Here is a 23,666-nt window from a genome sequence, read left to right on the forward strand (position 1 = left end):
GTTTATATTGTCGTAGTAGAATTACCTTCTAGCTTTTTCCGAGGCGGTGCGACCGCTCCGGCCTGACCGCCATGCCACGTGCGCCGGCTTGCGCTGGCGGGTTCAGGGGAAAAGCTCATGTGGAGCCAAGTCTACGATCCATTCGGCAACGCGACGTTGTCGACGCTTGCGGCCGCCATTCCGGTGGTTCTGCTTCTGGTGATGATCGCCTCCGGTAAGGTCAAAGCGCACATCGCCGCCGTGGTCGCCCTTCTGGTGGCGATCGCGGTCGCCGTCTTCCTGTTCACCATGCCCGCCGGGCTTGCCATCCGCGCCGCGCTCTTCGGTGTCGCGACCGGCATGTTCCCCATCGGCTGGATCATTCTCAACGTGATCTTCCTCTACCGGCTGACGGTGGAGAAAGGGTACTTCGCGATTCTCCAGCAATCCGTGGGCGGCCTCACCACGGACCGTCGCCTCCAATTACTGCTCGTCGCCTTCTCCTTCGGCGCGTTCTTCGAAGGCGCCGGCGGCTTCGGCACCCCCGTGGCGGTAACGGGCGCCATCCTCATCGGTCTCGGCTTCTCGCCGCTCGCCGCCTCCGGCCTCTCGCTCATCGCCAATACCGCTCCCGTGGCTTACGGCGCGCTTGGCGCCCCGATCCAGGGCTTGGCCTCCGTCACCGGCTTCGATCCTTACGTGCTCGGCGCCATGGTCGGCCGTCAGTTGCCCTTCTTCTCGCTGATCGTGCCGTTCTGGCTGATCTGGGTCTTCGCGGGCTTCCGAGGCATGCTTCAGGTCTGGCCGGCCATTCTGGTCTGCGCGGTGTCCTTCGCCGTTCCGCAATTCCTGATCTCGAATTACATCAACCCGTGGATCGTGGACATCGGCGCATCGCTCATCTCGATGGCCTGTCTCGTCGGCTTCATGCGGATCTGGCAACCCAGGGAGATCTGGACGTCTCCGGCGTTGCGGACGCGCGATGATTCCGTTTCCACGATGCCGCGGCCCGCACCCTTGAGCGCCGGCACCGCCAATGTGCCCCCCCAGGCGCCCCGCAGCGAGGTGATCCGCGCCTGGGTGCCCTGGATCATTCTCTCCGTCATCGTGGCGATCTGGGGCACAGGCTGGTTCAAGTCCCTGGTCAATCCGATCTTCATCTGGAACTATCCGGTGCCCGGACTGCACAATGTGGTGCAGAAGGTCGCGCCTATCGTAGCCAATCCGGCACCGGAGGCTGCGGTCTTCGCCTTCACCTATATGTCCTATACGGGGACGGGCGTGCTGATCGCGGCGATCATCGCTGGTCTCTTCATGGGCTTCTCGCCCTTGCGGCTCGTCACCGCCTGGTTCGAGACGATCTGGGTGCTGCGTTATTCCCTCATCACCATTGCATCGATGCTCGCGATCGGCACGCTCACGCGCTTTGCCGGCGTCGATGCGACGCTGGGTCTCGCCTTTGCCGGAACGGGAGTTCTGTATCCGTTCTTCGGCACCTTGCTCGGCTGGCTCGGAGTGGCGCTCACCGGCTCGGATACGGCCTCCAACGTGCTGTTCGGCGGCTTGCAGAAGATCACCTCCGAGCAGCTCGGCTTGTCGCCCGTTCTCATGGCGGCCGCGAACTCATCGGGCGGCGTCATGGGCAAGATGATCGATGCGCAATCCATCGTCGTGGCCTCCACGGCCACGAACTGGTTCGGTCACGAGGGCAGCATCCTGCGCTTCGTGTTCTGGCATTCCATCGTGCTGGCGTCTCTGGTGGGCGTTCTGGTCATGCTGCAGGCCTATGTCCATCCGTTCACGTCGATGGTTCTGCACTGAATGCATGTCATGCGGCTGCCGCCGGCTGGAGCCGGCGGCAGCCTACGAGGTGGCAGATGAGCTATCGTGCGGGCATTCCGGTTTCGATGATCTTCGCCCAGAGCGATACGCCGTAGGGCGTCGCCGCATCGTTGAAGTCATAGGCAGGATGATGCACGCCCGCCGTGTCACCGTTGCCGACGAAGATATAAGCGCCCGGCCGCTTCTCCAGCATGTACGAGAAATCCTCCGCCCCCATCTCAGGTGGGAAATTCGTTTGCACGGCGCTCTCACCGGCAACCGCCTTTGCGACTGATGCGACGAACTCGGTCTTTTCGGCATCGTTCACGGTCACCGGGTAGCCGCGGTTGTACGCGATGTCGGCCGATGCGCCGAAGGCTGCGCAAGTGCTCTCGACAATGGCGCGAATTCTCGCTTCCGCCACATCGCGGATGGTCGGCGAGAGGGTGCGTACGGTACCCAGCAGGGTTGCCGTCTGCGGGATGACGTTGAAGGTATCACCTGCCTTGACGGTGCAGACGGACACCACGATGGATTCGAGCGGATTGACGGTGCGAGACGCCACGGATTGCAGGGCAGTGATCACGTGGGCGGCCGTGACAATGGGATCGATGCAGTTGTGCGGATAGGCCGCGTGGCCGCCCTTGCCTCCGATGGTGATCGTGAAGCGATCCGCCGCCGCCATGACGGGGCCCGGGCGCATCGCGAAATGCCCGACGGCGACACCTGGCCAATTGTGCATGCCGTAGACCTCCTGGATGCCGAAGCGCTCCAGCAGGCCGTCCTTCACCATGGCGTCACCGCCGCCGCCACCTTCCTCCGCTGGCTGGAAGATCATGACCGCCGTGCCGTCGAAATTGCGTGTCTCTGCAAGGTACTTCGCGGCGCCCAGGAGCATCGCCGTGTGGCCGTCATGGCCGCAGGCATGCATCTTGCCTGGCACCTTCGATGAGTAGGGCAGGTTGGTGGCTTCCAGGATCGGCAGCGCATCCATGTCCGCACGCAGGCCGATGACCTTGCCGGACGAATTCGTCTTGCCTTTGATCACGCCGACCACGCCGGTGCGGCCGATGCCGGTCACCACCTCGTCGCAGCCGAAACTCTTGAGCTTCTCGGCCACGATTCCGGCGGTGCGGTGAACGTCGTATTCGAGTTCGGGGTTCTCGTGGAAATCACGTCGCCAGGCGGTGATCTCGTCGGCAAGATCGGCGACGCGGTTGATGATGGGCATAGGATGTCCTTTGCATGAATCAAGCGGGTTTCAGCGAACCAGAGGCTGGGGGCATCGGTCAAGATGAATGGGCAAGAGCCCGGGAATGGCTGCGGCCTCAGCGCAGGCGGTGCAGAATGGCCTTCGGGCGCTTGGTGCGGAACTGACCGCGCTCGATGGCGGTGAAGATCAGGACCAGTACGACAAGCGCCGTGAACCACCAGACCTGGGCGGTGCCGATGCCGCATGCGCCAAGAGAGAAGGCCGTTGCGAACGACGCCATGACCCCGGGACCGAGCATCGGACGATCCCCCCTTGCGCTGAAGGCGGCCTGGGAGAGCAGAACGGCCCCGGAGACGGCTCCCACGATGCCGAGCTCGTACCAGATCTCGAACAGCAGGCCGAACGGGGCAGCCGAAGGCAATAGGCCAAACAAGCGTCCCCGCCAGGCTGTCTCGAGACCATGACCGGTCAAAAGTCGGAGGGGTTCCTTGAGCACGAGCTCCTGCCAGATCTCCAGGCTCGCTATCGTGGAGGGGCCTGCCCCAAGCATTCGGGCAATGGGCTCCAGAAGGAAAGGCACAAGGGGCGCGGCAATCAGGAAGCCCGCCATGAGAAGGCCGATCAAGCGCGATCCCGCTCGCGGGCTCGCCGCCGTCAAGACGAAGGCGAGAGCGCCGACGGTCAGGCCTATGAGGGGCAGGGGATCCGCCGTGAGGAATGCGCCGACGGACACAGCCAGCGCAAGCGCCACGGCTTCCAGGTTGCGCCCGCGGGAATGAAGCCAGGTCAGCGCAGGCCAGAGCAGCAGGACGAGGGTCACCATGCCGCGCTCCACGCCTAATCCGTCAGGCTCAAGATGGCCGCCGTCCCGCAGGAGCATGGAGATCCCGACCAGAGCCGCAAGGCCTACACCGATCGGAAGCAGATACAGGTTGGCCGAACGCATCCGCTCCGGCAGGGCCAGATAGCCCGCCACTCCCATCAGACCCATGGCGATGATGTTGAGGAGCCGTTCAGAGGCTTGCGGCAGAAACGGGGTCCAGATCAGCGACATGGCTGCCCAGAGCACCAGAACGAGCCCTGCAAGGCCTGCTCGTGAGGTCCCGAAATCGACGGTCCTCTGCCATGGATTCTTGGTGCTGCCGTCCAGAAGGGCCGCCATCACGATGAGCGCGACGGCCAGGGGCGCCATCACCACGAGCGCCCTGCGCGTAAAGAGCGCGGTCACAGGAATGGCGAACAGCAGAATCGCGAAACCAAGGCGCCGCAGCAAAGCGGCCGCGTCGGTGGAAGGATTGGCCGTAGGAAGGGCGGAGCGGACCATCGGACAGCAATCGGCGGTTGAGCGATCAGGGAAGGATCACGCTAGCGGACGGGGAACGCAAAAGCTGTAGGTGTCATGCAACACTTCGCAAAGCTTTGTAATTTCAATTTTATAACATTGGGAAGCCGGCCGGGCTGATCGAGGCTTCCCCGGCCATGGCTTCTGTGCCCTAACGTCATCTTTTCTGCCCGCGGAGGAAGTTGATGATGCCCGAGAAGTCGTCGCCTTCGTGACCCGCATTGCTGAACAGCGCATAGAGCTGGGCCGCTTCCGCTCCAAGCGGCGTCGATGCGCCGGACGCGAGAGCCGCTTCTTGGGCCAAGCGGAGGTCCTTCAACATCAAGGCTGCGGCGAAGCCGGGTTTGTAGCTGTTGTTGGCGGGCGAGGTCGGCACCGGGCCCGGGACCGGGCAATAGGTCGTGAGCGACCAGCATTGACCTGACGATGTCGAGGCCACGTCGAACAAAGCCTGATGCGAGAGCCCGAGCTTCTCGGCCAGCACGAACGCTTCTGCCACGCCGATCATCGAGATGCCCAGGATCATGTTGTTGCAGATCTTCGCGGCCTGGCCGGCGCCGGCCTCTCCGCAATGAACGACCTTCTTTCCCATTTTGGACAGAACGGGGTCCGCGCGGTCGAAAGCCTCCTTCGCGCCGCCCGCCATGAAGGTGAGCGTCGCCCCCTTCGCGCCGCCGACGCCGCCGGATACCGGCGCATCCAGCGTGAGGAGGCCGCGCTCCTGCTCGCCTGCCATCGCGTGCGCCTTTCGGGCGCTTTCCACGTCGATGGTGGAGCAGTCGATCAGCAGCGAGCCGTCCTTCACGGAGGGCAGAATGTCGGTCCAGACCGAGAGCACATGCTTGCCCGCGGGCAGCATGGTGATCACGATCTCCGCATCGCGCACGGCCTCGGCCGTAGAACCGGCAATCCTCACCCCATCGGAGCGCGCCTGATCGCAGGAAGCCGGAGAGAGGTCGAAACCCGTCACGGCATGTCCCGCCTTGACGAGATTGGTGGCCATGGGGCCACCCATATTGCCGAGGCCGATGAAGGCGATGCTGGTCATGGCTTAGCTCCCTGCTTCTTGCATCAGTTGCTGGTGCTGATCGATAGTTTGTCTTAAAGAAAAGAACGCTATCTCAAATACTTCCATGTAATAGATCAGCTCATGGATATTGATCGATAGGTTCGGTCCTTGGCTTGGATCATCCGGATATCGGAAGCGTGTAGAACGTGGATCGGAATTGTCGAAGTGCTCTAGTACGCCGTCAATCTGTTCGAATGCGTGCTCGTATTCTTCAAATGAATCATGCTTTGAAAGATGTTCTTTGCATTCTCGCCAAAGTGACGTGAGAGAGTGCGAGTGCTTATAGTTGATGCCAAGGGTTTCTTGCAGAAGGCTTTTTATAGAAAGTTCAAGGAAATGCCGGTAGTTGTAGCAAAGTGGGTACCAAAGATAATCAGCATTCGGCCAGCGATCTAACGCGTGAATAGCAATCTGCTCCGCGGCGCATTGAAAACCATAAGCCAAATTCCCCCAACCTCGTAACCAGCTTACCTCCTGCGTTTTACCTAGAAAATTTGGCTTTTCGGTTCCATGGACTAAGCCCCAGGCAAGCTCCCTTAATCTCTCAAACTCTTTTCGCCCCACATCGCTCATCGGTTTCCGCGCCCCACCAGATCTCGGGCCACGATGAGGCGCATGATCTCGTTGGTGCCTTCGAGGATCTGATGCACGCGCAAGTCCCGCACGATCTTCTCGATGCCGTAATCGGCAAGATAGCCGTAGCCGCCATGGAGCTGGAGAGCGGCATTCGCCACCTCGAAGCCCGTGTCGGTGGCCATGCGCTTGGCCATGGCGCAGAGCTTGGTGGCGTCGAGCGCCTTGGCGTCGAGCGCGGAGGCCGCGCGCCAGAGGAAGGTGCGCGCGCATTCGAGTTCGGTCGCCATGTCGGCGAGCTTGAACTGCAGGGCCTGGAAATCGGCGATACGCCTGCCGAAGGCCTTGCGGTCGTTCGTGTAGGCGAGGGCCTTGTCGAGGGCGGATTGTGCGCCGCCGAGCGAGCACGCGCCGATATTCAACCGGCCGCCATCGAGGCCCGACATGGCGATCTTGAAGCCCATGCCCTCGTCCGACAGGCGATTGGCGACGGGCACGCGCACATCCTCGAAGATCACGGCGGCGGTGGGCTGCGCATTCCAGCCCATCTTCTTCTCCTGCGCCCCGAAGGACACGCCAGGCATGGTCTTTTCGATGATGAGCGTCGAGATGCCGGAGGGGCCTTCCTCGCCCGTGCGCACCATCGTCACGTAAAGATCCGAGGTCCCCGCGCCCGAGATGAATTGCTTCACGCCATTGACGATATAGTGGTCGCCGTCGCGCACGGCCTTCGTCTTGAGCGCCGCCGCATCCGAGCCCGAGCCGGGCTCGGTGAGGCAATAGCTGCCGATGAGCTCCATGGTGCACAAGGACGGCAGGAAGCGCTGGCGCTGCTCCTCGGATCCGTAACGGTCGATCATCCATGCGACCATGTTGTGGATCGAGAGGAACGCCGAGATGGCGGGACAGCCCGTGGCCAGGGCCTCGAAGATGAGCGCCGCGTCGAGCCGCGTCATGCCCGATCCGCCCACGTCGTCGCGGGTGTAGATCGCGGCCATGCCAAGGGCGGCTGCCTCCCTCAGGACGTCGACCGGGAAATGCTTTGTCTCGTCCCACTCGAGGGCATGGGGGGCAAGGTTCTCCGCCGCGAAGGCAAGAGCCATGTCGCGAACGGCAATCTGGTCTTCGGTCAGAGAGAACTGGGTCATCGTCCTAAATCGGCATGATAGAGGTGCTTCGTGCACCCCGACTTTGGATCTAGAGCACTTTTCCGCGAAGTGGCCCCGGTTCGCCGAAAGATGCGGCCATGGAAGACATGTGGCGGTTCCACGCATGTGAAAGCGGCTCGACAAAGGAAAACGGCCGGGGAGGGCCCCGGCCGTCATGATCGCTCTTACCGCATCGTCGGAATGGAGAATTCCGCGCCTTCCTTGATGCCGGACGGCCAGCGCGACGTGACCGTCTTCGTCTTGGTGTAGAAGCGCACCGCATCTGGGCCGTGCTGGTTGAGATCGCCGAAGCCCGAGGCCTTCCAGCCGCCGAAGGTGTAGTAGGCGAGCGGCACGGGGATCGGCACGTTGATGCCCACCATGCCGACATTCACCTTCGAGGCGAAGTCGCGGGCGGCGTCGCCGTCGCGGGTGTAGATCGCAACGCCGTTGCCGTACTCGTGGTCGGAGGGCAGGCGCAGGGCCTCGTCGTAGTTCTTGGCGCGCACGACCGAGAGGACGGGGCCGAAGATCTCTTCCTTGTAGATGCGCATCTCGGGCTTCACCTCGTCGAAGAGGCAGCCGCCCATGTAGAAGCCGTTCTCGTAGCCCTGCATTTTGAAGTTGCGGCCATCGACCACGAGCTTCGCGCCTTCCTGCACGCCGAGATCGACGTAAGAGCGCACCTTCTCCATATGCGCCTTGGTCACGAGCGGACCGAAATCCGCCGAAGGATCGGTGGAGGGGCCCACTTTCAGGCTCTCCACGCGCGGGATCAGCTTGTCCATCAGGGCATCGGCGGTGGCCTTGCCGACGGGAACGGCGACCGAGACCGCCATGCAGCGCTCGCCCGCGGAGCCGTAGCCGGCGCCGATGAGCGCGTCCGCCGCCTGATCGAGGTCGGCGTCGGGCATGATGATCATATGGTTTTTCGCGCCGCCGAAGCAGTGCGCGCGCTTGCCGTTGGCGGTGGCGCGGGAATAGACGTACTGCGCGATCGGCGAGGAGCCGACGAAGCCCACGGCCTTGATGTCCGGATCGTCGAGGATCGCGTCCACTGCTTCCTTGTCGCCGTTGACCACGTTGAGGATGCCGGCCGGAAGGCCAGCCTCGATCATCAGCTCGGCGAGGCGCATCGGAACGCCCGGATCACGCTCCGAGGGCTTCAGAATGAAGGCGTTGCCGCAGGCGATCGCCGGGGCGAACTTCCACATCGGGATCATGGCCGGGAAGTTGAACGGCGTAATGCCGGCCACGACGCCGAGCGGCTGACGGATCGAGTACATGTCGATGCCCGGGCCTGCGCCCTCGGTGAACTCGCCCTTCAGGAGGTGCGGGATGCCGCAGGCGAATTCCACTACCTCGACGCCGCGCTGGATGTCGCCCTTCGCGTCGGGAATGGTCTTGCCATGCTCGCGGGCGAGAAGCTCGGCCAGGGAATCCGTCTCCTTGGCGATGAGCTCCAGGAACTTCATCATCACGCGGGCGCGGCGCTGCGGGTTGGTGGCGGCCCAAGCGGGCTGCGCGGCCTTGGCGTTCTCGACGGCCTGGCGCATCTCCTCCTTGGAGGCCAGCGCGACTCGACCGATCACCTCGCCGGTCATGGGCTGGAAGAATTCGGTGGTACGGCCCGACTTTCCGGGAACCTGCTTGCCGCCGATGAAATGTCCGACTTCGCGCATGGCGTTTCTCTCCTGATTTTCGGTGCCCTGTTCTAGCATTGGCAAAACTGCACGGCTATGGGCGAACATGAGGTCGCGTTGTGCAGAAATCCCAATATGTTATTGAACGGGCATGAACACGTTCGATTGGGACGATCTCCGCTTTTTCCTGGCAGTCGCCCGCGCAGGCCGGCTGACCGTGGCGGCTCGCCGCCTCGAAGCCGATCATACCACGGTTTCCCGCCGCATCTCGTCTCTTGAGACGGCCCTTCAGGCCAAGCTCTTCGAGCGCAGGCCCCAAGGCTATACCCTAACCGAGCAGGGGGAGCGCCTGCTCGCCAAAGCGGAGAGCATGGAAAGCCAAGCGCTGGCGGTGGCCAACGAGGTCGGTGGGTCGGATCTCGCCCTCTCCGGCGTGGTGCGCGTGGGCGCACCGGACGGGCTCGGCACCTACTTTCTGGCGGCGGAACTCGGTGCCCTGGCCGAGCGTCACCCGGATCTCACGATCCAGCTCGTGGCCCTGCCGCGCACTTTCTCGCTCTCCAAGCGCGAGGCGGATATCGCGATCACCGTGGAGCAGCCGACGGAGGGGCGGCTCGTCTCGCGCAAGCTCACCGATTACCGGCTGAGGATGTACGCCTCGCAGGCTTATATCGACCGTCATGGCCTTCCCGCCACGCCTGAGGAGCTGTCGGGCCAGCTGCTCGTCACCTATGTGGCCGATCTCATCTTCAGCCCGGCGCTGGAATATTTCTCCGGTCTCGAGAAATATGGACCCCGGCGGTACGAGTGTGCGAGCGTCGTGGCCCAGCTCGAAGCCGTGCGGGCCGGGGTCGGCATCGGCATCCTGCATGATTATGCGGCCCGGCAGTATCCGGAGTTGAAGGTCGTCCTGCCGGAGATCTCCTTCACCCGCGCCTATTGGATCGTCACCCATGCCGAGATGCGCAATCTCCACCGCATCGCCGAGGTCCATGCCTTCATTCTGGACCGGGTGAAGGCCCATCGCGGCCTCTTCATGTGACGCATTTTCCCTTCACGCCGGGACTTGAACCCACTAAGTCTGGCACAAATGACATCCACGGAGACCGGAATGACCTCCAAGCTCGACCAATTGCGCGCCATGACGGTCGTCGTCGCCGACACCGGCGACCTCGATGCGGTTCGCCGCCTGAAGCCTCAGGACTGCACCACCAACCCGACCCTGCTGCTGAAGGCGGTCGAGACCCCGGCCTATGGCCACATCGTCGAAGAGGCGCTGGCCTGGGGCCGCAGCCAGGGCGGCGCCCGCGAGTCCGTGACGGCCGCGATCTGCGACCGGCTGGCCGTGGCTTTCGGAGCAGAACTCGCCGGTATCGTGCCAGGCCGCGTCTCGACGGAAGTCGACGCCGACCTCTCCTTCGATACCGAGGCGTCGGTGAACAAGGCGCGCGCCATCATCAAATCTTATGAGGAGCGCGGCATCGGGCGCGAGCGCATCCTGATCAAGATCGCCTCCACCTGGGAGGGAATCCGCGCGGCGGAGATCCTTCAGAAGGAAGGCGTCGACTGCAACCTCACGCTCCTTTTCTCCATGGCCCAGGCGCAGGCCTGTGCGGAAGCGGGCGTGTTCCTCATCTCTCCCTTCGTGGGACGCATCCTCGATTGGCACGTGAAGGCGGGCGGCGGTCCCTACACGGGCGAGACCGATCCGGGCGTGCTCTCGGTGCGCAACATCTACGCCTCGTACAAAGCTCAAGGGATCAAGACCGTGGTGATGGGGGCGTCTTTCCGGAATGTCGGAGAGATCGAAGCGCTCGCCGGCTGCGACCGCCTCACCATCTCGCCTGCGCTTCTCGACGAACTGGCGAAGGCCGAAGGCGAGTTGCCGCGCAAGCTCTCACCCGAGAGTGTCGAGAAGATCCCGGCGCCGCCGCGGATGGATGAAAAGACCTTCCGCTTCGCCCTCAACGAGGATGCAATGGCGACCGAGAAGCTCGCCGAGGGCATCCGCTCCTTCGTGAAGGATCTGCGCAGCTTGCGCAGCCTCGTGGCGAAGCGGCTCGACGAGGCGAAGGCGGCCTGAGAGCGCCTCACCGCTCGAACGATTGGGGGAGGCGACACCATCGCCTCCCTTCTTGTTGCTGAGGAACTGCTTCAGCGATTGTCCGGCCGGCTTCTCACCGCCCGCAACCCCTGCCGCGTGATGCGATAGGGCCCTCCGTTCGAGGATGCGATGAGCCCTTTCTGGCGCAGCATCTTGAACAGATCCATCGTGCAGAGCGACATGAGCCACCCTTCACGGGTGAGGCATTCGATTTCGGAAATGCGGCCGTTCTCGTCTTTGTAATGTCGAATGAGACCGCCTTGGGCGAGCACGTGCAACACGCGCTGACCGTTGCGTGAAACGTTCACGGGAAAACCCTGAGCTTTGTTGAATTGCAAGAGAGGCGCGCACACGCGCGCATTCGGCTGTGGGATCAGCCGCGCCCGCCTGTCAGGTGGCGGGCTTTACCGGGACTCGGTCTCTCTGCGCATAAAAGCTCCAGGTTGAACGGCTTCCTTATAGAAGCCGTTCGCCGACGCATTGCATCACCTGAATTGCTCCCTGATTTTAGATCGTTGCCTCATCTGATTTGCTCCCGAGCTCGGGCGAGCTTCGGGGGCGATGATGAGGCAGGTGAGCATGACGACACGCAATGAACTGATCCGAGCGATTTCGGCGCGCTATCAGCAGAGTGATCGCCCGGACAAGGGCCGCATTCTGGATGAGTTCGTGGCCATAACAGGATTGTCCCGCAAGCATGCGATGCGCGCGCTTCGGCAGGGCTTGCCGGACAAGGCACAAGGGGCGCGCCCCGGACGCCGGATCTACGACGATGCGGTTCGCGAGGCTCTCGTCGTGATTTGGGAAGCCTCGGACCGGATCTGCGGCAAGCGCCTGAAGGCTCTCGTGCCGCCTCTGCTCGAGGCGATGGAGCGCCATGGCCATCTTCGGTTGGCTCCGGAGGTGCGAGAGCGGCTGCTGGGCATGAGCGCGGCTACCATCGATCGGGCCTTGCAAGCGGTCAAGCAGCAGGCCACCAACCGACCCAAGCGCCGGTCCGTACCCTCCCTGGCGGTGCGGCGCAGCGTGCCGGTGCGAACTTTCGCCGACTGGGACAATCCCCCGCCCGGCTTTGTCGAGGCCGATCTGGTGGCGCATGGGGGCCCAAGTGCCAGCGGCAGCTTCATCCAGACCCTGGTGTTGACCGATATCGCCTCAGGCTGGACCGAGTGCGCGCCGCTGCTTTTTCGCGAGCAGCGGCTCCTGACGGAGGTGCTCTCCGAGATCCGCAAGCTCCTCCCCTTTGCACTGCTGGGGTTCGACACGGACAATGACAGCGTCTTCATGAACGAGACGGTGCGGGATTATTGCCAGCATCAGGAGATCGCCTTCACCCGCAGCCGGCCCTATCGCAAGAATGACCAGGCCTTTGTCGAGCAGAAGAACGGGGCCATTGTCCGCCATGTTGTCGGGTATCGCCGCTTCGAGGGGATCCCGGCGGCTGCAGCCCTGGCCCGGCTTTATGCCTCTCTGCGTCTGTTCGTGAACTTCTTCCAGCCCTCGTTCAAGCTGGCCAGCAAGGAACGGCAGGGTGCCCTGGTGCGCAAGCGCTATCACCCGCCTGCCACACCCTGCCAACGGCTGCTGGACGATCCTCGCGTTCCCGCCGCGGTCAAGGCTCACCTGACAGAGCTGTTTGTGACCTTGGATCCGATCCGGTTGCTGCAGCAGATCCGTGAAGGTCAGGCTCGCCTGGTCGACTTGGCCGATGCTCCAGTGACTCCCGTGCCGTCCTCGGATCCCGCGACGCTCGACCAGTTCCTGAAGGGTTTGCGCACGGCCTGGAAAGAGGGCGAAGTTCGCCCAACCGCCCGCCGCAAGCCCCCGGTTCCGCGCGGCCGGCGGCGGCCAGATCCTTTGGCGGTGGTGACAGCGGACCTGCAGGACTGGTTCAAGGCTGAGCCGTGGCGCACCGGCCGTGAGTTGCTGGACAAGCTCCAAAAGACCTATCCTGATCAGTATGCCGAAAGGCACCTGCGCACGCTCCAGAGGCGCCTGAAAATCTGGCGTCGGGACGCGGCGCGGGCCTTGGTCTTCGGGGCATCCGACCAAGGCCTGGAGCTCGCAGAGCCCTTAAGTCCGCCGGGAGCATGAACGTGAGGCAACGACCACCCCGGGCCAGGAACATTTCTCGGTGAGGCAATACGGCCGATCACGTCAATCAGCTGCGGCTCGCCAGCGCCTTCTCGCGGATGGCGGTGAGGGACATGGCGGGCGTGATCGCCTCGGGGTCCAGCAGGCAGTGCAGAATGGCGGGCTTGCCGGAGGTAAGCGCCCGCTGGAGGGCGGCCGGGAAGTCCTCCGTGTTCTCGACGCGCTCGCCATAACCGCCGAAGGCCTTGGCATAGGCTGCAAAATCCGGGTTCTTCAGCATCGTGGCCGAGACGCGGCCCGGATATTCGCGCTCCTGGTGCATGCGGATCGTGCCGTACATGCCGTTGTCGAGCAGGACCACTAGGATCGGCAGGTCATATTGCACGGCGGTTGCGAATTCCTGGCCGTTCATGAGGAAGTCGCCGTCGCCTGCGAACACCACGACCGTGCTGTCGGGGTTGATGCGCTTGGCGCCCACGCCTGCCGGAACGCCGTAGCCCATGGAGCCCGAGGTCGGCGCGAGCTGCGTGCCGTAATGCCGGAAAGGCCAGAAGCGGTGAACCCAGGTGGCGAAGTTGCCGGCCCCGTTGCAGTAGATCGTGTCGGAGGGCATCACCTCGCGCAGGTGAGCCATCACCTCGCCCATCTGCAGATTGCCCGCATGCCTGATGGCGGTGGGGTTGCTCCAGGCGAGATAGTCGGCATGCGCCGTCTTCGTACCCTCGCTCCAGGGCAGGGCGGCGGGCGGCTGCACGCTCTCCAGCGCCGCCGTGAAGGCGTTCGGCGAGGCGTTAATGGCCAGATGCGGAGAATAGATCCGCCCGAGTTCGCTGGAATCGGGATGGATGTGGACGAGCTTTTGCTGCGGCGCTGGGATGTTCAGCAGCGTATAGGCCTGGCTCGGGATCTCGGAGAGGCGCCCGCCGACGAGAAGGATCAGGTCGGCCTCCTTGATGCGCGCGAGCAGCTTCGGATTCACACCGAGGCCGAGGTCGCCGATATAGGATGCGTGATCGGCGGGGAAAAGCATCTGGCGGCGGAAGGTGCAGGCGACGGGCAGCTCGAAGCGCTCGGCAAAGCGCACGAAATCCTGCACGGCCGCTTCCGACCAGCGGCTGCCGCCGAGGAGCGCCACGGGCTTCTTCGCGTCCTGCAGGAGCTTTTGCAGATCGGCCATTTGCGCGAGCGAGGGATGCGCTTCTATCACCTGATAGCGCGGCGCGTCGGCGACTTCGGCCATCTCGGTCAGAACGTCTTCAGGCAGCGCGATCACGACCGGGCCCGGGCGGCCCGAAGTCGCCACGTGGAAGGCGCGGGAGATGATCTCGGGGAAGCGGGCCGGATCGTCCACTTCCGTCGCCCACTTGGCGAGGGGGCCGAAGGCGGCGCGGTAATCGAGCTCCTGGAAGGCTTCGCGCTCACGCATGCCGCGTTCGATCTGGCCGACGAAGAGGATCATCGGTGTGGAATCCTGCTTGGCGATATGGATGCCCGGCGAAGCGTTGGTCGCGCCGGGGCCGCGCGTGACGAAGCAGATTCCGGGGCGGCCCGTGAGCTTGCCATAGGCCTCGGCCATCATCGCGGCGCCGCCTTCCTGGCGGCAGACCGTGACGTTGATGCTGGCATCATGCAGCGCATCGAGGGCTGCGAGATAACTCTCGCCCGGAACGCAGAAGATGTGATCGACCCCGTGAACGAGAAGCTGATCGACAAGAATCTGGCCGCCGGTGCGGGAGTTGGCTGTCATGGGAGGCTCACGATGCAAAAGAAGGTTTGGATAAGAAAACGGAGGGCATCGCTGCCCTCCGCGCGGTCTTTCAGGACGATCAGGCGTCCACGTCGAACTTCACGCCCTGTGCGAGCGGAAGCGAGGTGCCGAAATTGATCGTGTTGGTGGCGCGGCGCATATAGGCCTTCCAGGCATCCGAGCCGGACTCGCGGCCGCCGCCCGTCTCCTTCTCGCCGCCGAACGCGCCGCCGATCTCGGCGCCCGAGGGGCCGATATTGACGTTGGCGATGCCGCAATCGGAACCCACCGCCGACACGAAGGTCTCGGCTTCGCGCAGGTTGAGCGTGAAGATCGACGAGGAGAGGCCGGCACCGACGGCGTTGTGCAGCCCGATCACCTGATCGAAATCCGTATAGCGCATCACGTACAGGATCGGCGCGAAGGTTTCGCGCAGCACCGGGCCGGTCTGCTCCGGCATCTCGACCAGAGCGGGACGGACATAGACGCCGTTGCTCGCCACATCGGCGTAGCGTCCGCCGCCATGGACCGTGCCGCCCGCGTTGCGAGCCTCGTCGAGGGCGCGCTCCATGCCGTCGAAGGCGGCTTGGTCGATCAGCGGGCCGATGAGCGTGCCTTCGGCGCGCGGGTCGCCGATCTTGGCGCTGCCGTAGACCTTGACGAGACGCGGAACGAGCTGGTCGTAGACGCTGTCATGGACGAAGAGGCGGCGCAGCGTGGTGCAGCGCTGGCCCGCCGTGCCCATCGCGGCGAACGCGATGCCGCGCAGCGCGAGGTCGAGATCGGCGGAGGGAGCCACGATCGCAGCGTTGTTGCCGCCGAGCTCGAGGATGGCGCGGGCAAAACGGGCGGCGAGCTTCGGGCCGACCTGACGGCCCATGGCCGTGGAGCCGGTAGCCGAGAGAACCGGCACGCGGTGATCGTCGACGAGGATCTCGCCGATCTCGCGGCCGCCGAGGAGAACTTCGAGCAGGCCTTCCGGCACGCCGCCGAAACGCTTGGCGGCCCGCTCGGCGATGGCATGGGTGGCAAGCGCCGTCAGCAGGGTCTTCTCGGAGGGCTTCCACACGACGGAATCGCCGCAGACGAGGGCGAGGGCCGCATTCCAGGACCACACGGCGACCGGGAAGTTGAAGGCGGAAATGACGCCGCAGACGCCCAGCGGATGCCAGGTTTCCATCATGCGGTGATCGGCGCGCTCGGTGGCGATGGTGAGGCCGTAGAGCTGGCGGGAAAGGCCGACCGCGAAGTCGCAGATGTCGATCATCTCCTGAACCTCGCCGAGGCCCTCGGACACGATCTTGCCGGCTTCGAGCGTGACGAGGCGGCCGAGGTCGTCCTTGGCGGCGCGCAGTTCCTCGCCCAGCAGGCGCACGAACTCGCCACGCTTCGGAGCGGGGATCTTGCGCCATGCCTTGAAGGCGGCGTCGGCGCGGCCGATGGCGGCCTTGGCCTCGTCCGGGGTGGTCTCGCGGACGTGGGCGATCACCTCGCCCGTGATGGGGGAGCTTGCCGGGCGGCCGGTGGTGGCAAAGGCGCTGTCCGGCACGCCGAGACGGGCGAGAATGGCGCGGGCTTCCTCCGCCACGCTGGCAGTTGAGGTCGAAACGGATGGCAGGGCGGACATGATCATTCTCCCATGGATCGGGTGCGGGCCGTTTGGGCGGGCCCACTACCTTCGCCTGTTCTTGAAACAAGACGACGGCAGCCTTCAGGCCACCGTCTTAAAGCATGATCGCGAAAGGTGGGAACTGCTTTTCCCGAATAGGATCATGCAATTTCGGAAAGAAGCCGGGCAGGCTCCCGCTCGTAGGGGACGGGAGCCTGTTCCGAAACGTCATGCAACCGCGTCGAGGCGGATGTTCTTCGCGGCCGGCTCGCGGCTCTCGTCCAGGCGCACGCCCGCGTAGACCCGGCCGAAACGATTGGCGAGGAAGGCATCGAGGGCGACCTCTTCCTGGCGAACGAAACCCTGTTTCGGGAGCTTGCCGTCCACAAGGAGGTCAAGCATGGCGCAGATCCCTGCAGCCGTGGTCACCTGGATGGCGGTGCGCTGCACGCCGGCCACCTTCTGGCCGTAGATGCTGCGGGCATAGGTTTCCTGAACGTAGCGGCCGCCGCGCTCGCCCGTCACGGTCACGAAGACGATGACCATGTCCTGCATGGTGGCGGGAACGGCGTTCTCCAGGATGTCCTTCAGGACCTCGCGGCGGTTGCGCAGCTGCAGATCGTTGAGAAGCACGCGCATCAGGGCGCAGTGGCCCGGATAGCGGATAGTCTTGTAGTTGAGGTTGCGCACCTTGCCCTCGAGCGTCTCGCAAAGCGTGCCGAGACCGCCCGAGGTGTTGAAGGCCTCGTAGCGGGTGCCGTCGAGGGAGAACTCCTCGAGCTCTTCCATGGCCGGAACCTCGCGCAGGCGGCCGTCGACCACGGCTTCGCAGCGCTCGATATACTCGTTGATGACGCCGTCGGTGCTCCAGGTCAGGTTATAGGAGAGGGCATTCGACGGATATTGCGGTAGCGCGCCGACGCGCAGGCGCACGGTGTCGAGCTTGTCGAAGCGGCTGGCGATGTCGTGCGCCACGATGGAGATGAAGCCCGGAGCGAGGCCGCACTGAGGAATGAAGGCGGTCGTGGCGCCTTCCGACAGTTCCTTCACCATGCGCGTGGTGGCGACGTCTTCCGTGAGGTCGAAATAGTTCACTTCCGCGATGCGCGCGGCTTGGGCCACGTGGCCGGTCAGGTGATAGGGCGCGGCGCTCAGGACCGCATAGCGGCCCTTCAGGGCGTTCTGGAGGGCCACCGCGTCATTGAAGTCGAGCTGAATCGTCTTGATGCCGTCCTTCGCCACGGCCTCGAGAGCCTCCGCGGAGGAGTCGGCGACGGTCACGTCGTAGTCGCCCGTCTCATTGAGCATGTCGACGATGGTCGAGCCGATCTTGCCGGCGCCGATGACGAGAATGGATTTCATGTAGTGCGTCTCCCTGTGATCGGGACAGAAAAAGGCAAAGTGCTGCAAAGTGCCATAGACAAGCTGACGGAAAGCCGGGTAGTTGTCGGCATAGTGCCGTAACGACTGGTCATTGTGATGCTCGACGCCACGGATCGTGCCCTGATTGCGCTCTTGCGCGAAAACGCCCGGATCGGCCATGCGGAGGCCGCCCGCCGTCTGAAGCTCTCCCGAACCACCGTGCAGGCGAGGGTGGAGAGCCTGGAGCGGCGCGGGGTGATCGTCGGCTATACGCTGAGGCTGGCCGAAGAGGTCAGCCGACGCATGGTGCGCGCGCATGTCACCATCGTGGTCGCGCCGAAAGCGTCCGCCGCCGTTGCCACCGCGCTGCAGCGCATGCCAGAATTGCGCGCGCTTCATTCCGTTGCCGGTGTCTTCGACTTGCTGGCAGTGGTAGAGGCAGAAGATGTTCCCATCCTCGATGCCGCCATCGACAAAATCGGCGCGTTGGAGGGTGTGGAGCGCACGCAATCCTCCATCATCCTCTCAACGAAATTCGAACGATGACCTCTTCAGCTTCAAACGTAGCCGATGTCGTGATTGTGGGCGGCGCCGTCATGGGCTCCTCCACCGCCTACCATCTCCTCGCCGATTCCGGCTTCAAGGGGCGCGTCATCGTCATCGAGAAGGATCACACCTATCAGCTCTCGGCGTCCGCCCTGTCGGCGGCCTCGATCCGTCAGCAATATTCCAGCGCCGTGAACATTCGTATTTCGCTCTATGGAATCCGTTTCCTGCGCAATATCGGCGAGTATCTCACCGTTGATGGCGACGTGCCCGAGATCGGACTGAAGGAGGGCGGCTATCTCTATTGCGCGTCGGAGGCGGGTGAGCCGATCCTGCGGGAGAACCAAGCGCTGCAGGCCGCGGAAGGTGCGGACATTCTCTTCCTGAAGCCGGACGAGCTGAAGAGCCGTTTCCCTTGGCTCAATGTGGAGGATCTGGCAGCCGGCACCTGGGGGCGCTCGGGGGAGGGCTGGTTCGACGGTTGGGGCCTGCTCCAGGCATTCCGCAAGAAGGCCCGTTCGCTCGGCGCCGAATATGTGAAGGGCGAAGTGGCCGAGGTGGAACGCGACGGCAGCCGCGTGGTCGCCGTGCGACTGAAGGATGGAACGCGCATCGCCTGCGGCACGCTCATCAACTGTGCCGGCTCAGGCGGACGGGCGATCGCCGCGATGGCGGGCCTCTCCATTCCCGTTCAGGCCAAGCGCCGCTACGTGTTCACCTTCTCCTGCAAGGAGGCCGTGGAGAACTGCCCGCTGCTCATCGATACCTCCGGGGCCTATGTGCGGCCCGAGGGCGAAGGGAACTTCATCTGCGGGGCCTCGCCGGAGGCGGACGTCGACCCTGATTGGTTCGATGAGGATCCGGCAAGCCAGGAGATCGACTTTTCCTTCTTCGAGGAGTTCATCTGGCCGTCGCTCGCCCACCGCGTCCCCGCCTTCGAGGCGATCAGGCCGGGCCGCGCCTGGTCGGGGCCCTACGACATGAGCCTCATCGATCACAACGCCATCATCGGAAGGGCGGGCGAGATCGAGAACTTCTATCTCTGCAACGGTTTCTCGGGACACGGCCTACAGCAGGCCGCTGCGGTCGGCCGCGGCTTGTCCGAACTGATCGTCCATGGCGGCTACCGCACGCTCGAACTGTCCGAACTCGGCTACGAGCGCGTCCTGGCGAACCGTCCGCTCCTCGAGCGTAACGTGATCTAGAGCATCGGACGGGAGTCCGATGCTCTAGAGGCCGCGCTCGTCCGGGGAGTGATAGGCCCAGATCCGGCCACCGCGGTTCATGTGCCGCTGCATCAGGCCGGGCTGATCCGGGGATGGCTGGGAGGCGGCGGCGAGTTCGTTGACGCCTTCCCTGTCTGCCCGCTCGTCACTGTGGCGGGCGCCGGTTCCCGTGGTGGTCTGCGCGCCCGCATTCGGCTGGCCGGTCTCGCCCGTCCGCAGATCGGCGGAGCCGAGATCGTCGGTGCCTTCCGCCATCGCTCCCATACCGGGGAGCGAACCCGTATTGGTCTGGCCTGCCTGGGAGCCGCCGGTCACCCCTGCGGCCAGGGGCGCGCCGAGATCCGCGCCCGCGTCCTGCCCCGCGCCGGCCTTGAGCCATTCCCGGCTGCTGCTGTCCAGGTCCAGGGGCTCGAACAGGTCCAGCACCCGCGCTGCCTCTTCCATATCGTCCCGATCAACCCGGGCCGCGATCAGCGTGCAGCCTTGCTGCAGGCCGCGCTCGAAGATGCGCCGGTCGTCCCTCGGGAGGTTGAGGTCATCGAGGGCTTTTACGGAGTCATTGGGGATCGAAAGAGACCGGAAGCCCGAGATGGAGGAAATCTCGCGGGCATCCTCCGGGCCGGCGGCGACGATCCGGCTCTGGGCGATGCCCATTTCCATGAGGGCCTGAAGGGCCTGGTGGGCTTGCGCGGGATCCCTGAACAGGGCTGTGATCATCTGGGGCATGTGCTTCTTCCGTTAAGTTATTCCCTCAACGAAGAGCGCTTCCGGCCTGTTCCCATCCCCAGTTGTTAAGTCTTTTCAATGAAAGGGGCTTCCATTTTGAAGCCGGCTATGATTGTCATGTTTGTGTCATTAAAGCGTCATCCGGCCTTCGTGCAGGGGTGGTGAACGACAATAACATCCCCAAGGGGGATGATATGGGAGAGACTAGTATGATGAAAAAATCCCTTCTCGGCGCCCTGGCCTTCGGTCTCGCGACGAGCACTTCCGCTTTCGCGCAGACGGAGATCCAATGGTGGCACGCCATGACGGGTGCCAATAACGAGGTCGTGAACCGCCTGGCCGAAGAATTCAACAACTCGCAGAAAGACTACAAGGTCGTCGTCAGCTACAAGGGACAGTATGCCGACACCCTGAACGCCGGTATCGCCGCGTTCCGAGCGGGCAATGCTCCGCACATCCTGCAGGTCTTCGAAGTCGGCACCGCGACCATGATGGGCGCGAAGGGCGCGATCAAGCCGGTCTACCAGCTGATGGCCGATGCCGGCGAGAAGTTCGATCCGAAGGCTTACCTGCCCGCGATCACCGGCTATTACTCCACGGCGAAGGGCGAGATGCTCTCCTTCCCCTTCAACTCCTCCTCGATGGTCATGTGGATCAACAAGGACGAGCTGAAGAAGGCCGGTGTCAACGAGATCCCGAAGACCTGGCCTGATGTGTTCGCCGCCGCCAAGAAGCTCAAGGCTGCCGGCCACGACACCTGCGGTTTCTCGAACGCCTGGGCGAGCTGGGCCAACATCGAGCAGTTCTCGGCTTGGCACAACGTGCCGATGGCCACGAAGGCCAACGGTCTCGACGGCTTCGACACGGAGATGAAGTTCAACTCGCCGCTGCACGTGAAGCACCTGCAGAACCTCATCGACCTGCAGAAGGACAAGACCTACGACTATTCGGGCCGCGACTCGAAGAGCGAAGGCCGCTTCACCTCCGGTGAATGCGCGATCTTCCTCACGTCGTCGGGCTTCTACGGCAACGTGAAGGCCAACGCGAAGTTCGACTACACCTCGGTTCCGATGCCCTACTACCCGGACGTTCAGGGCGCTCCGCAGAACTCGATCATCGGCGGCGCTTCGCTGTGGGTGATGGGCGGCAAGTCGGCCGAGGAGTACAAGGGCGTCGCCAAGTTCTTCGCCTTCCTCTCGGATACCGACCGTCAGGCGAAGCTGCACCAGGAATCGGGCTATCTCCCGATCACGAAGGCCGCCTACGAGAAGACCAAATCTTCCGGCTTCTATGAGAAGAACCCGGTCCTCGAGACGCCTCTGAAGGAGCTGACCAACAAGGAGCCGACCGAGAACTCCCGCGGCCTGCGCTTCGGCAACATGGTCCAGATCCGCGACGTGATCTCCGAGGAGATCGAGGCGGCTCTCGCCGGTCAGAAGCCTGCCAAGGATGCGCTCGACGCTGCGGTGTCGCGCAGCAACCAGATCCTGCGTCAGTTCGAGCGCACCGTTCGCTAAGACCGACTGACCAAAAACGACTTGTCATCCCGGGCGGCCGAAAGCTGCCCGGGATGATCTTATAGATAACCTCGCAGACCGGTGGATGCCGTCATCTGCACCCTCACCGGACGACCCTAGAGCGATGGAAAAACGAGCTCATTTTTCAGGTTGGACGCTGCCGCTTCTGCTGATTGTTCCGCAGATGGCGATCACCGTCATTTTCTTCTACTGGCCTGCGTCTCAGGCGATCTGGCAGTCCTTCCTCCGGGAGGATGCCTTCGGCCTGTCCTCCGAATTCGTCGGATTTGAGAATTATCTCGGCCTCTTCGAGCAGCCCGAATACTACCGGGCCATGGTGACCACGGTGATCTTCTCGTCCCTGGTGGCCTTCTTCTCGCTGTCCTGCGCTCTGCTTCTCGCCACCCAGGCGGACAAGAGCATCCGCGGCGGCCATGCGTTCAAGACCCTGCTGATCTGGCCGTATGCGGTGGCCCCCGCCATTGCAGGCGTGCTGTGGATCTTCATGTTCCATCCGACGCTCGGTACGCTGGCGCGCCCGATCCGCGCGGCCGGGATCGACTGGAATCCCATGCTCAACGGGACGCATGCCATGATCCTGCTGGTGCTGTCCGCCACCTGGAAGCACATCAGCTACAACTTCCTGTTCTTCCTGGCGGGCCTGCAGGCGATTCCGAAGAGCGTGATCGAAGCCGGCGCCATCGACGGGGCCGGACCCATGCGCCGTTTCTGGACGATCATCTTCCCGTTGCTCTCGCCCACCACCTTCTTCCTGCTCGTCGTGACCGTGGTCTATGTGTTCTTCGAGACCTTCGGCATCATCGATGCCGTCACGGGCGGTGGCCCGGCCGGTCAGACGACGACTCTCGTTTACAAGGTTTATGCGGACGGCCGCCTCGGCGGTGACCTCGGCGGCTCGGCCGCGCAGTCGGTGATCCTCATGGTCATCGTGATCGCGCTCACCGCCGTCCAGTTCCGCTATGTCGAGCGCAAGGTGCAGTACTGATGGTCGAGAATCGTCCCTTCGCACAATTCATGGCTTACCTGACGCTGGTCATCGGCGTCGTCGTGGTGGCCTTCCCGGTCTATCTCGCCATCATGGCGTCGACCTTCGATGCGGCCACCATCATCAACGGCAACATGCCCTTGATCCCAGGCGACCAGGCGGTCGAGAACTACACCCGCACGCTCTTCTATGGCGGGAAGACGGCCCGTGAGCCTGTGATCGGCATGATGGTCAATTCGATGATCATGGCGCTGGGCATCGCGTTCGGTAAGATTCTGATCTCGATCCTGTCGGCCTACGCGGTGGTCTACTTCAAGTTCCCGTTCCGCAAGACGGCCTTCTGGGTCATCTTCATCACCCTGATGCTTCCTGTCGAAGTGCGCATCTACCCGACCTATAAGATCGTCGCCGATTTGGGGCTCCTCGACACCTATACGGGTCTCGTCATGCCGCTGATCGCTTCGGCGACCGGCACGCTGCTCTTCCGTCAGTTCTTCATGACGGTCCCGGACGAGCTTCTCGAAGCTTCCAAGATCGACGGGGCGGGCGCATTCCGCTTCTTCAAGGATACGCTGCTTCCGCTCTCCATGACGACCATCGCGGCTTTGTTCGTGATTCAGTTCATCTACGGCTGGAACCAGTATCTCTGGCCGCTGCTGATCACCACGAAGAGCTCGATGCAGACCATCGTCATCGGCATCAAGAAGATGATCACCACCACGGACGCGCTGACCGAATGGCAGATCGCGATGACCACGGCCGTGCTCGCCATGGTGCCGCCGGTCCTCGTCGTGATCTTCATGCAGCGCCTCTTCGTGAAGGGGCTCGTCGAAACGGAAAAGTGACGCGCGGGAAACGCGCGTCGCCCTTCCCGCTGCATCGGGAGGGGCTTCAAGGAAATATCGGAATTGTCCGGCCTGGTGCCCCCTGCTGCACGGGCT

General features: G+C 63.5%; 20 protein-coding genes. 9 read left to right on the forward strand and 11 right to left on the reverse strand.

The genetic code is table 11. The features are described from left to right. Positions 1-117 precede the first annotated feature (117 nt). Positions 118-1,800 carry an L-lactate permease gene (locus ACS5Q0_RS12060; protein ID WP_473126873.1) on the forward strand — a complete coding sequence of 561 codons (1,683 nt, stop codon included), beginning with the start codon at positions 118-120 and terminating at the stop codon, positions 1,798-1,800. 61 nt (positions 1,801-1,861) lie between these two features. Here ACS5Q0_RS12060 and ACS5Q0_RS12065 read toward each other — a convergent pair whose 3' ends face one another. From ACS5Q0_RS12065 to ACS5Q0_RS12090, 6 genes are all read right to left on the reverse strand, one after another. Further along, entirely contained in the window at positions 1,862-3,031 is a 1,170-nt protein-coding gene (locus ACS5Q0_RS12065; protein ID WP_473126874.1) for a M20 aminoacylase family protein, read from the reverse strand. Positions 3,032-3,128: 97 nt separating this feature from the next. Beyond that, positions 3,129-4,337, reverse strand: coding sequence for a peptide ABC transporter permease (locus ACS5Q0_RS12070; protein ID WP_473126875.1), 1,209 nt, complete (start codon positions 4,335-4,337; stop codon positions 3,129-3,131). A gap of 175 nt (positions 4,338-4,512) precedes the next feature. Then, a complete protein-coding gene (gene mmsB / locus ACS5Q0_RS12075) occupies positions 4,513-5,403 on the reverse strand; it encodes a 3-hydroxyisobutyrate dehydrogenase (protein WP_473126876.1) in 891 nt (296 codons plus the stop codon). 3 nt (positions 5,404-5,406) lie between these two features. Beyond that, entirely contained in the window at positions 5,407-5,997 is a 591-nt protein-coding gene (locus tag ACS5Q0_RS12080; protein ID WP_473126877.1) for a HEPN domain-containing protein, read from the reverse strand. Next, positions 5,994-7,145 (reverse strand): isobutyryl-CoA dehydrogenase, encoded by a 1,152-nt coding sequence (locus ACS5Q0_RS12085; RefSeq protein WP_473126878.1) that lies wholly within the window; start codon positions 7,143-7,145, stop codon positions 5,994-5,996. The genes ACS5Q0_RS12080 and ACS5Q0_RS12085 overlap by 4 nt, the downstream gene beginning before the upstream one ends. Positions 7,146-7,330: 185 nt before the next feature. Continuing rightward, the gene (locus tag ACS5Q0_RS12090) at positions 7,331-8,827 is read right to left on the reverse strand and encodes a CoA-acylating methylmalonate-semialdehyde dehydrogenase (RefSeq protein ID WP_473126879.1); all 1,497 of its coding nucleotides are present in this window, start codon (positions 8,825-8,827) and stop codon (positions 7,331-7,333) included. Between the two features lie 112 nt (positions 8,828-8,939). Between ACS5Q0_RS12090 and ACS5Q0_RS12095 the strand changes: the two genes are divergently transcribed. Both ACS5Q0_RS12095 and tal read left to right on the forward strand, forming a co-directional pair. Further along, entirely contained in the window at positions 8,940-9,830 is an 891-nt protein-coding gene (locus ACS5Q0_RS12095) for a LysR family transcriptional regulator (RefSeq protein WP_473126880.1), read from the forward strand. Between the two features lie 69 nt (positions 9,831-9,899). Then, positions 9,900-10,871 (forward strand): transaldolase, encoded by a 972-nt coding sequence (gene tal / locus ACS5Q0_RS12100; protein WP_473126881.1) that lies wholly within the window; start codon positions 9,900-9,902, stop codon positions 10,869-10,871. 71 nt (positions 10,872-10,942) lie between these two features. On the opposite strand, the gene ACS5Q0_RS12105 is transcribed toward tal, so the two are convergent. Beyond that, positions 10,943-11,200, reverse strand: coding sequence for a YjhX family toxin (locus tag ACS5Q0_RS12105; RefSeq protein ID WP_473126882.1), 258 nt, complete (start codon positions 11,198-11,200; stop codon positions 10,943-10,945). Positions 11,201-11,456: 256 nt separating this feature from the next. On the opposite strand from ACS5Q0_RS12105, the gene ACS5Q0_RS12110 reads away from it, so the two are divergent. Beyond that, positions 11,457-12,986: an integrase catalytic domain-containing protein gene (locus tag ACS5Q0_RS12110; protein ID WP_473126883.1), complete on the forward strand. Its 1,530-nt coding sequence runs from the start codon at positions 11,457-11,459 to the stop codon at positions 12,984-12,986. A gap of 67 nt (positions 12,987-13,053) precedes the next feature. Here ACS5Q0_RS12110 and ACS5Q0_RS12115 read toward each other — a convergent pair whose 3' ends face one another. From ACS5Q0_RS12115 to ACS5Q0_RS12125, 3 genes are all read right to left on the reverse strand, one after another. Then, a complete protein-coding gene (locus ACS5Q0_RS12115) occupies positions 13,054-14,733 on the reverse strand; it encodes a thiamine pyrophosphate-binding protein (RefSeq protein ID WP_473126884.1) in 1,680 nt (559 codons plus the stop codon). Positions 14,734-14,812: 79 nt separating this feature from the next. Further along, complete coding sequence (gene amaB / locus ACS5Q0_RS12120) at positions 14,813-16,360, reverse strand: L-piperidine-6-carboxylate dehydrogenase (RefSeq protein WP_473126885.1); 1,548 nt, start codon at positions 16,358-16,360, stop codon at positions 14,813-14,815. Between the two features lie 210 nt (positions 16,361-16,570). Further along, positions 16,571-17,704 (reverse strand): saccharopine dehydrogenase family protein, encoded by a 1,134-nt coding sequence (locus tag ACS5Q0_RS12125; RefSeq protein ID WP_473126886.1) that lies wholly within the window; start codon positions 17,702-17,704, stop codon positions 16,571-16,573. A 117-nt stretch (positions 17,705-17,821) separates the two neighbouring features. Between ACS5Q0_RS12125 and ACS5Q0_RS12130 the strand changes: the two genes are divergently transcribed. Together ACS5Q0_RS12130 and ACS5Q0_RS12135 are read left to right on the forward strand one after the other, a co-directional pair. Beyond that, on the forward strand, positions 17,822-18,250 hold the full coding sequence (locus ACS5Q0_RS12130; RefSeq protein WP_473126887.1) for an Lrp/AsnC family transcriptional regulator: 429 nt from the start codon (positions 17,822-17,824) through the stop codon (positions 18,248-18,250). After that, positions 18,247-19,455: an NAD(P)/FAD-dependent oxidoreductase gene (locus tag ACS5Q0_RS12135; protein WP_473126888.1), complete on the forward strand. Its 1,209-nt coding sequence runs from the start codon at positions 18,247-18,249 to the stop codon at positions 19,453-19,455. The genes ACS5Q0_RS12130 and ACS5Q0_RS12135 overlap by 4 nt, the downstream gene beginning before the upstream one ends. Positions 19,456-19,479: 24 nt before the next feature. Here ACS5Q0_RS12135 and ACS5Q0_RS12140 read toward each other — a convergent pair whose 3' ends face one another. Beyond that, positions 19,480-20,202 carry a hypothetical protein gene (locus tag ACS5Q0_RS12140; protein WP_473126889.1) on the reverse strand — a complete coding sequence of 241 codons (723 nt, stop codon included), beginning with the start codon at positions 20,200-20,202 and terminating at the stop codon, positions 19,480-19,482. Between the two features lie 209 nt (positions 20,203-20,411). Here ACS5Q0_RS12140 and ugpB point away from each other — a divergent pair, with 209 nt between their 5' ends. From ugpB to ugpE, 3 genes are all read left to right on the forward strand, one after another. Then, a complete protein-coding gene (gene ugpB, locus ACS5Q0_RS12145; protein ID WP_473126890.1) occupies positions 20,412-21,719 on the forward strand; it encodes a sn-glycerol-3-phosphate ABC transporter substrate-binding protein UgpB in 1,308 nt (435 codons plus the stop codon). 124 nt (positions 21,720-21,843) lie between these two features. Next, positions 21,844-22,725 (forward strand): sn-glycerol-3-phosphate ABC transporter permease UgpA, encoded by an 882-nt coding sequence (gene ugpA / locus ACS5Q0_RS12150; RefSeq protein WP_473126891.1) that lies wholly within the window; start codon positions 21,844-21,846, stop codon positions 22,723-22,725. Beyond that, positions 22,725-23,570, forward strand: a complete 846-nt coding sequence (ugpE, locus tag ACS5Q0_RS12155) for a sn-glycerol-3-phosphate ABC transporter permease UgpE (protein WP_473126892.1) — start codon at positions 22,725-22,727, stop codon at positions 23,568-23,570. The genes ugpA and ugpE overlap by 1 nt, the downstream gene beginning before the upstream one ends. Positions 23,571-23,666 lie beyond the last annotated feature (96 nt).

This window comes from Microvirga sp. HS2 (assembly GCF_055792805.1).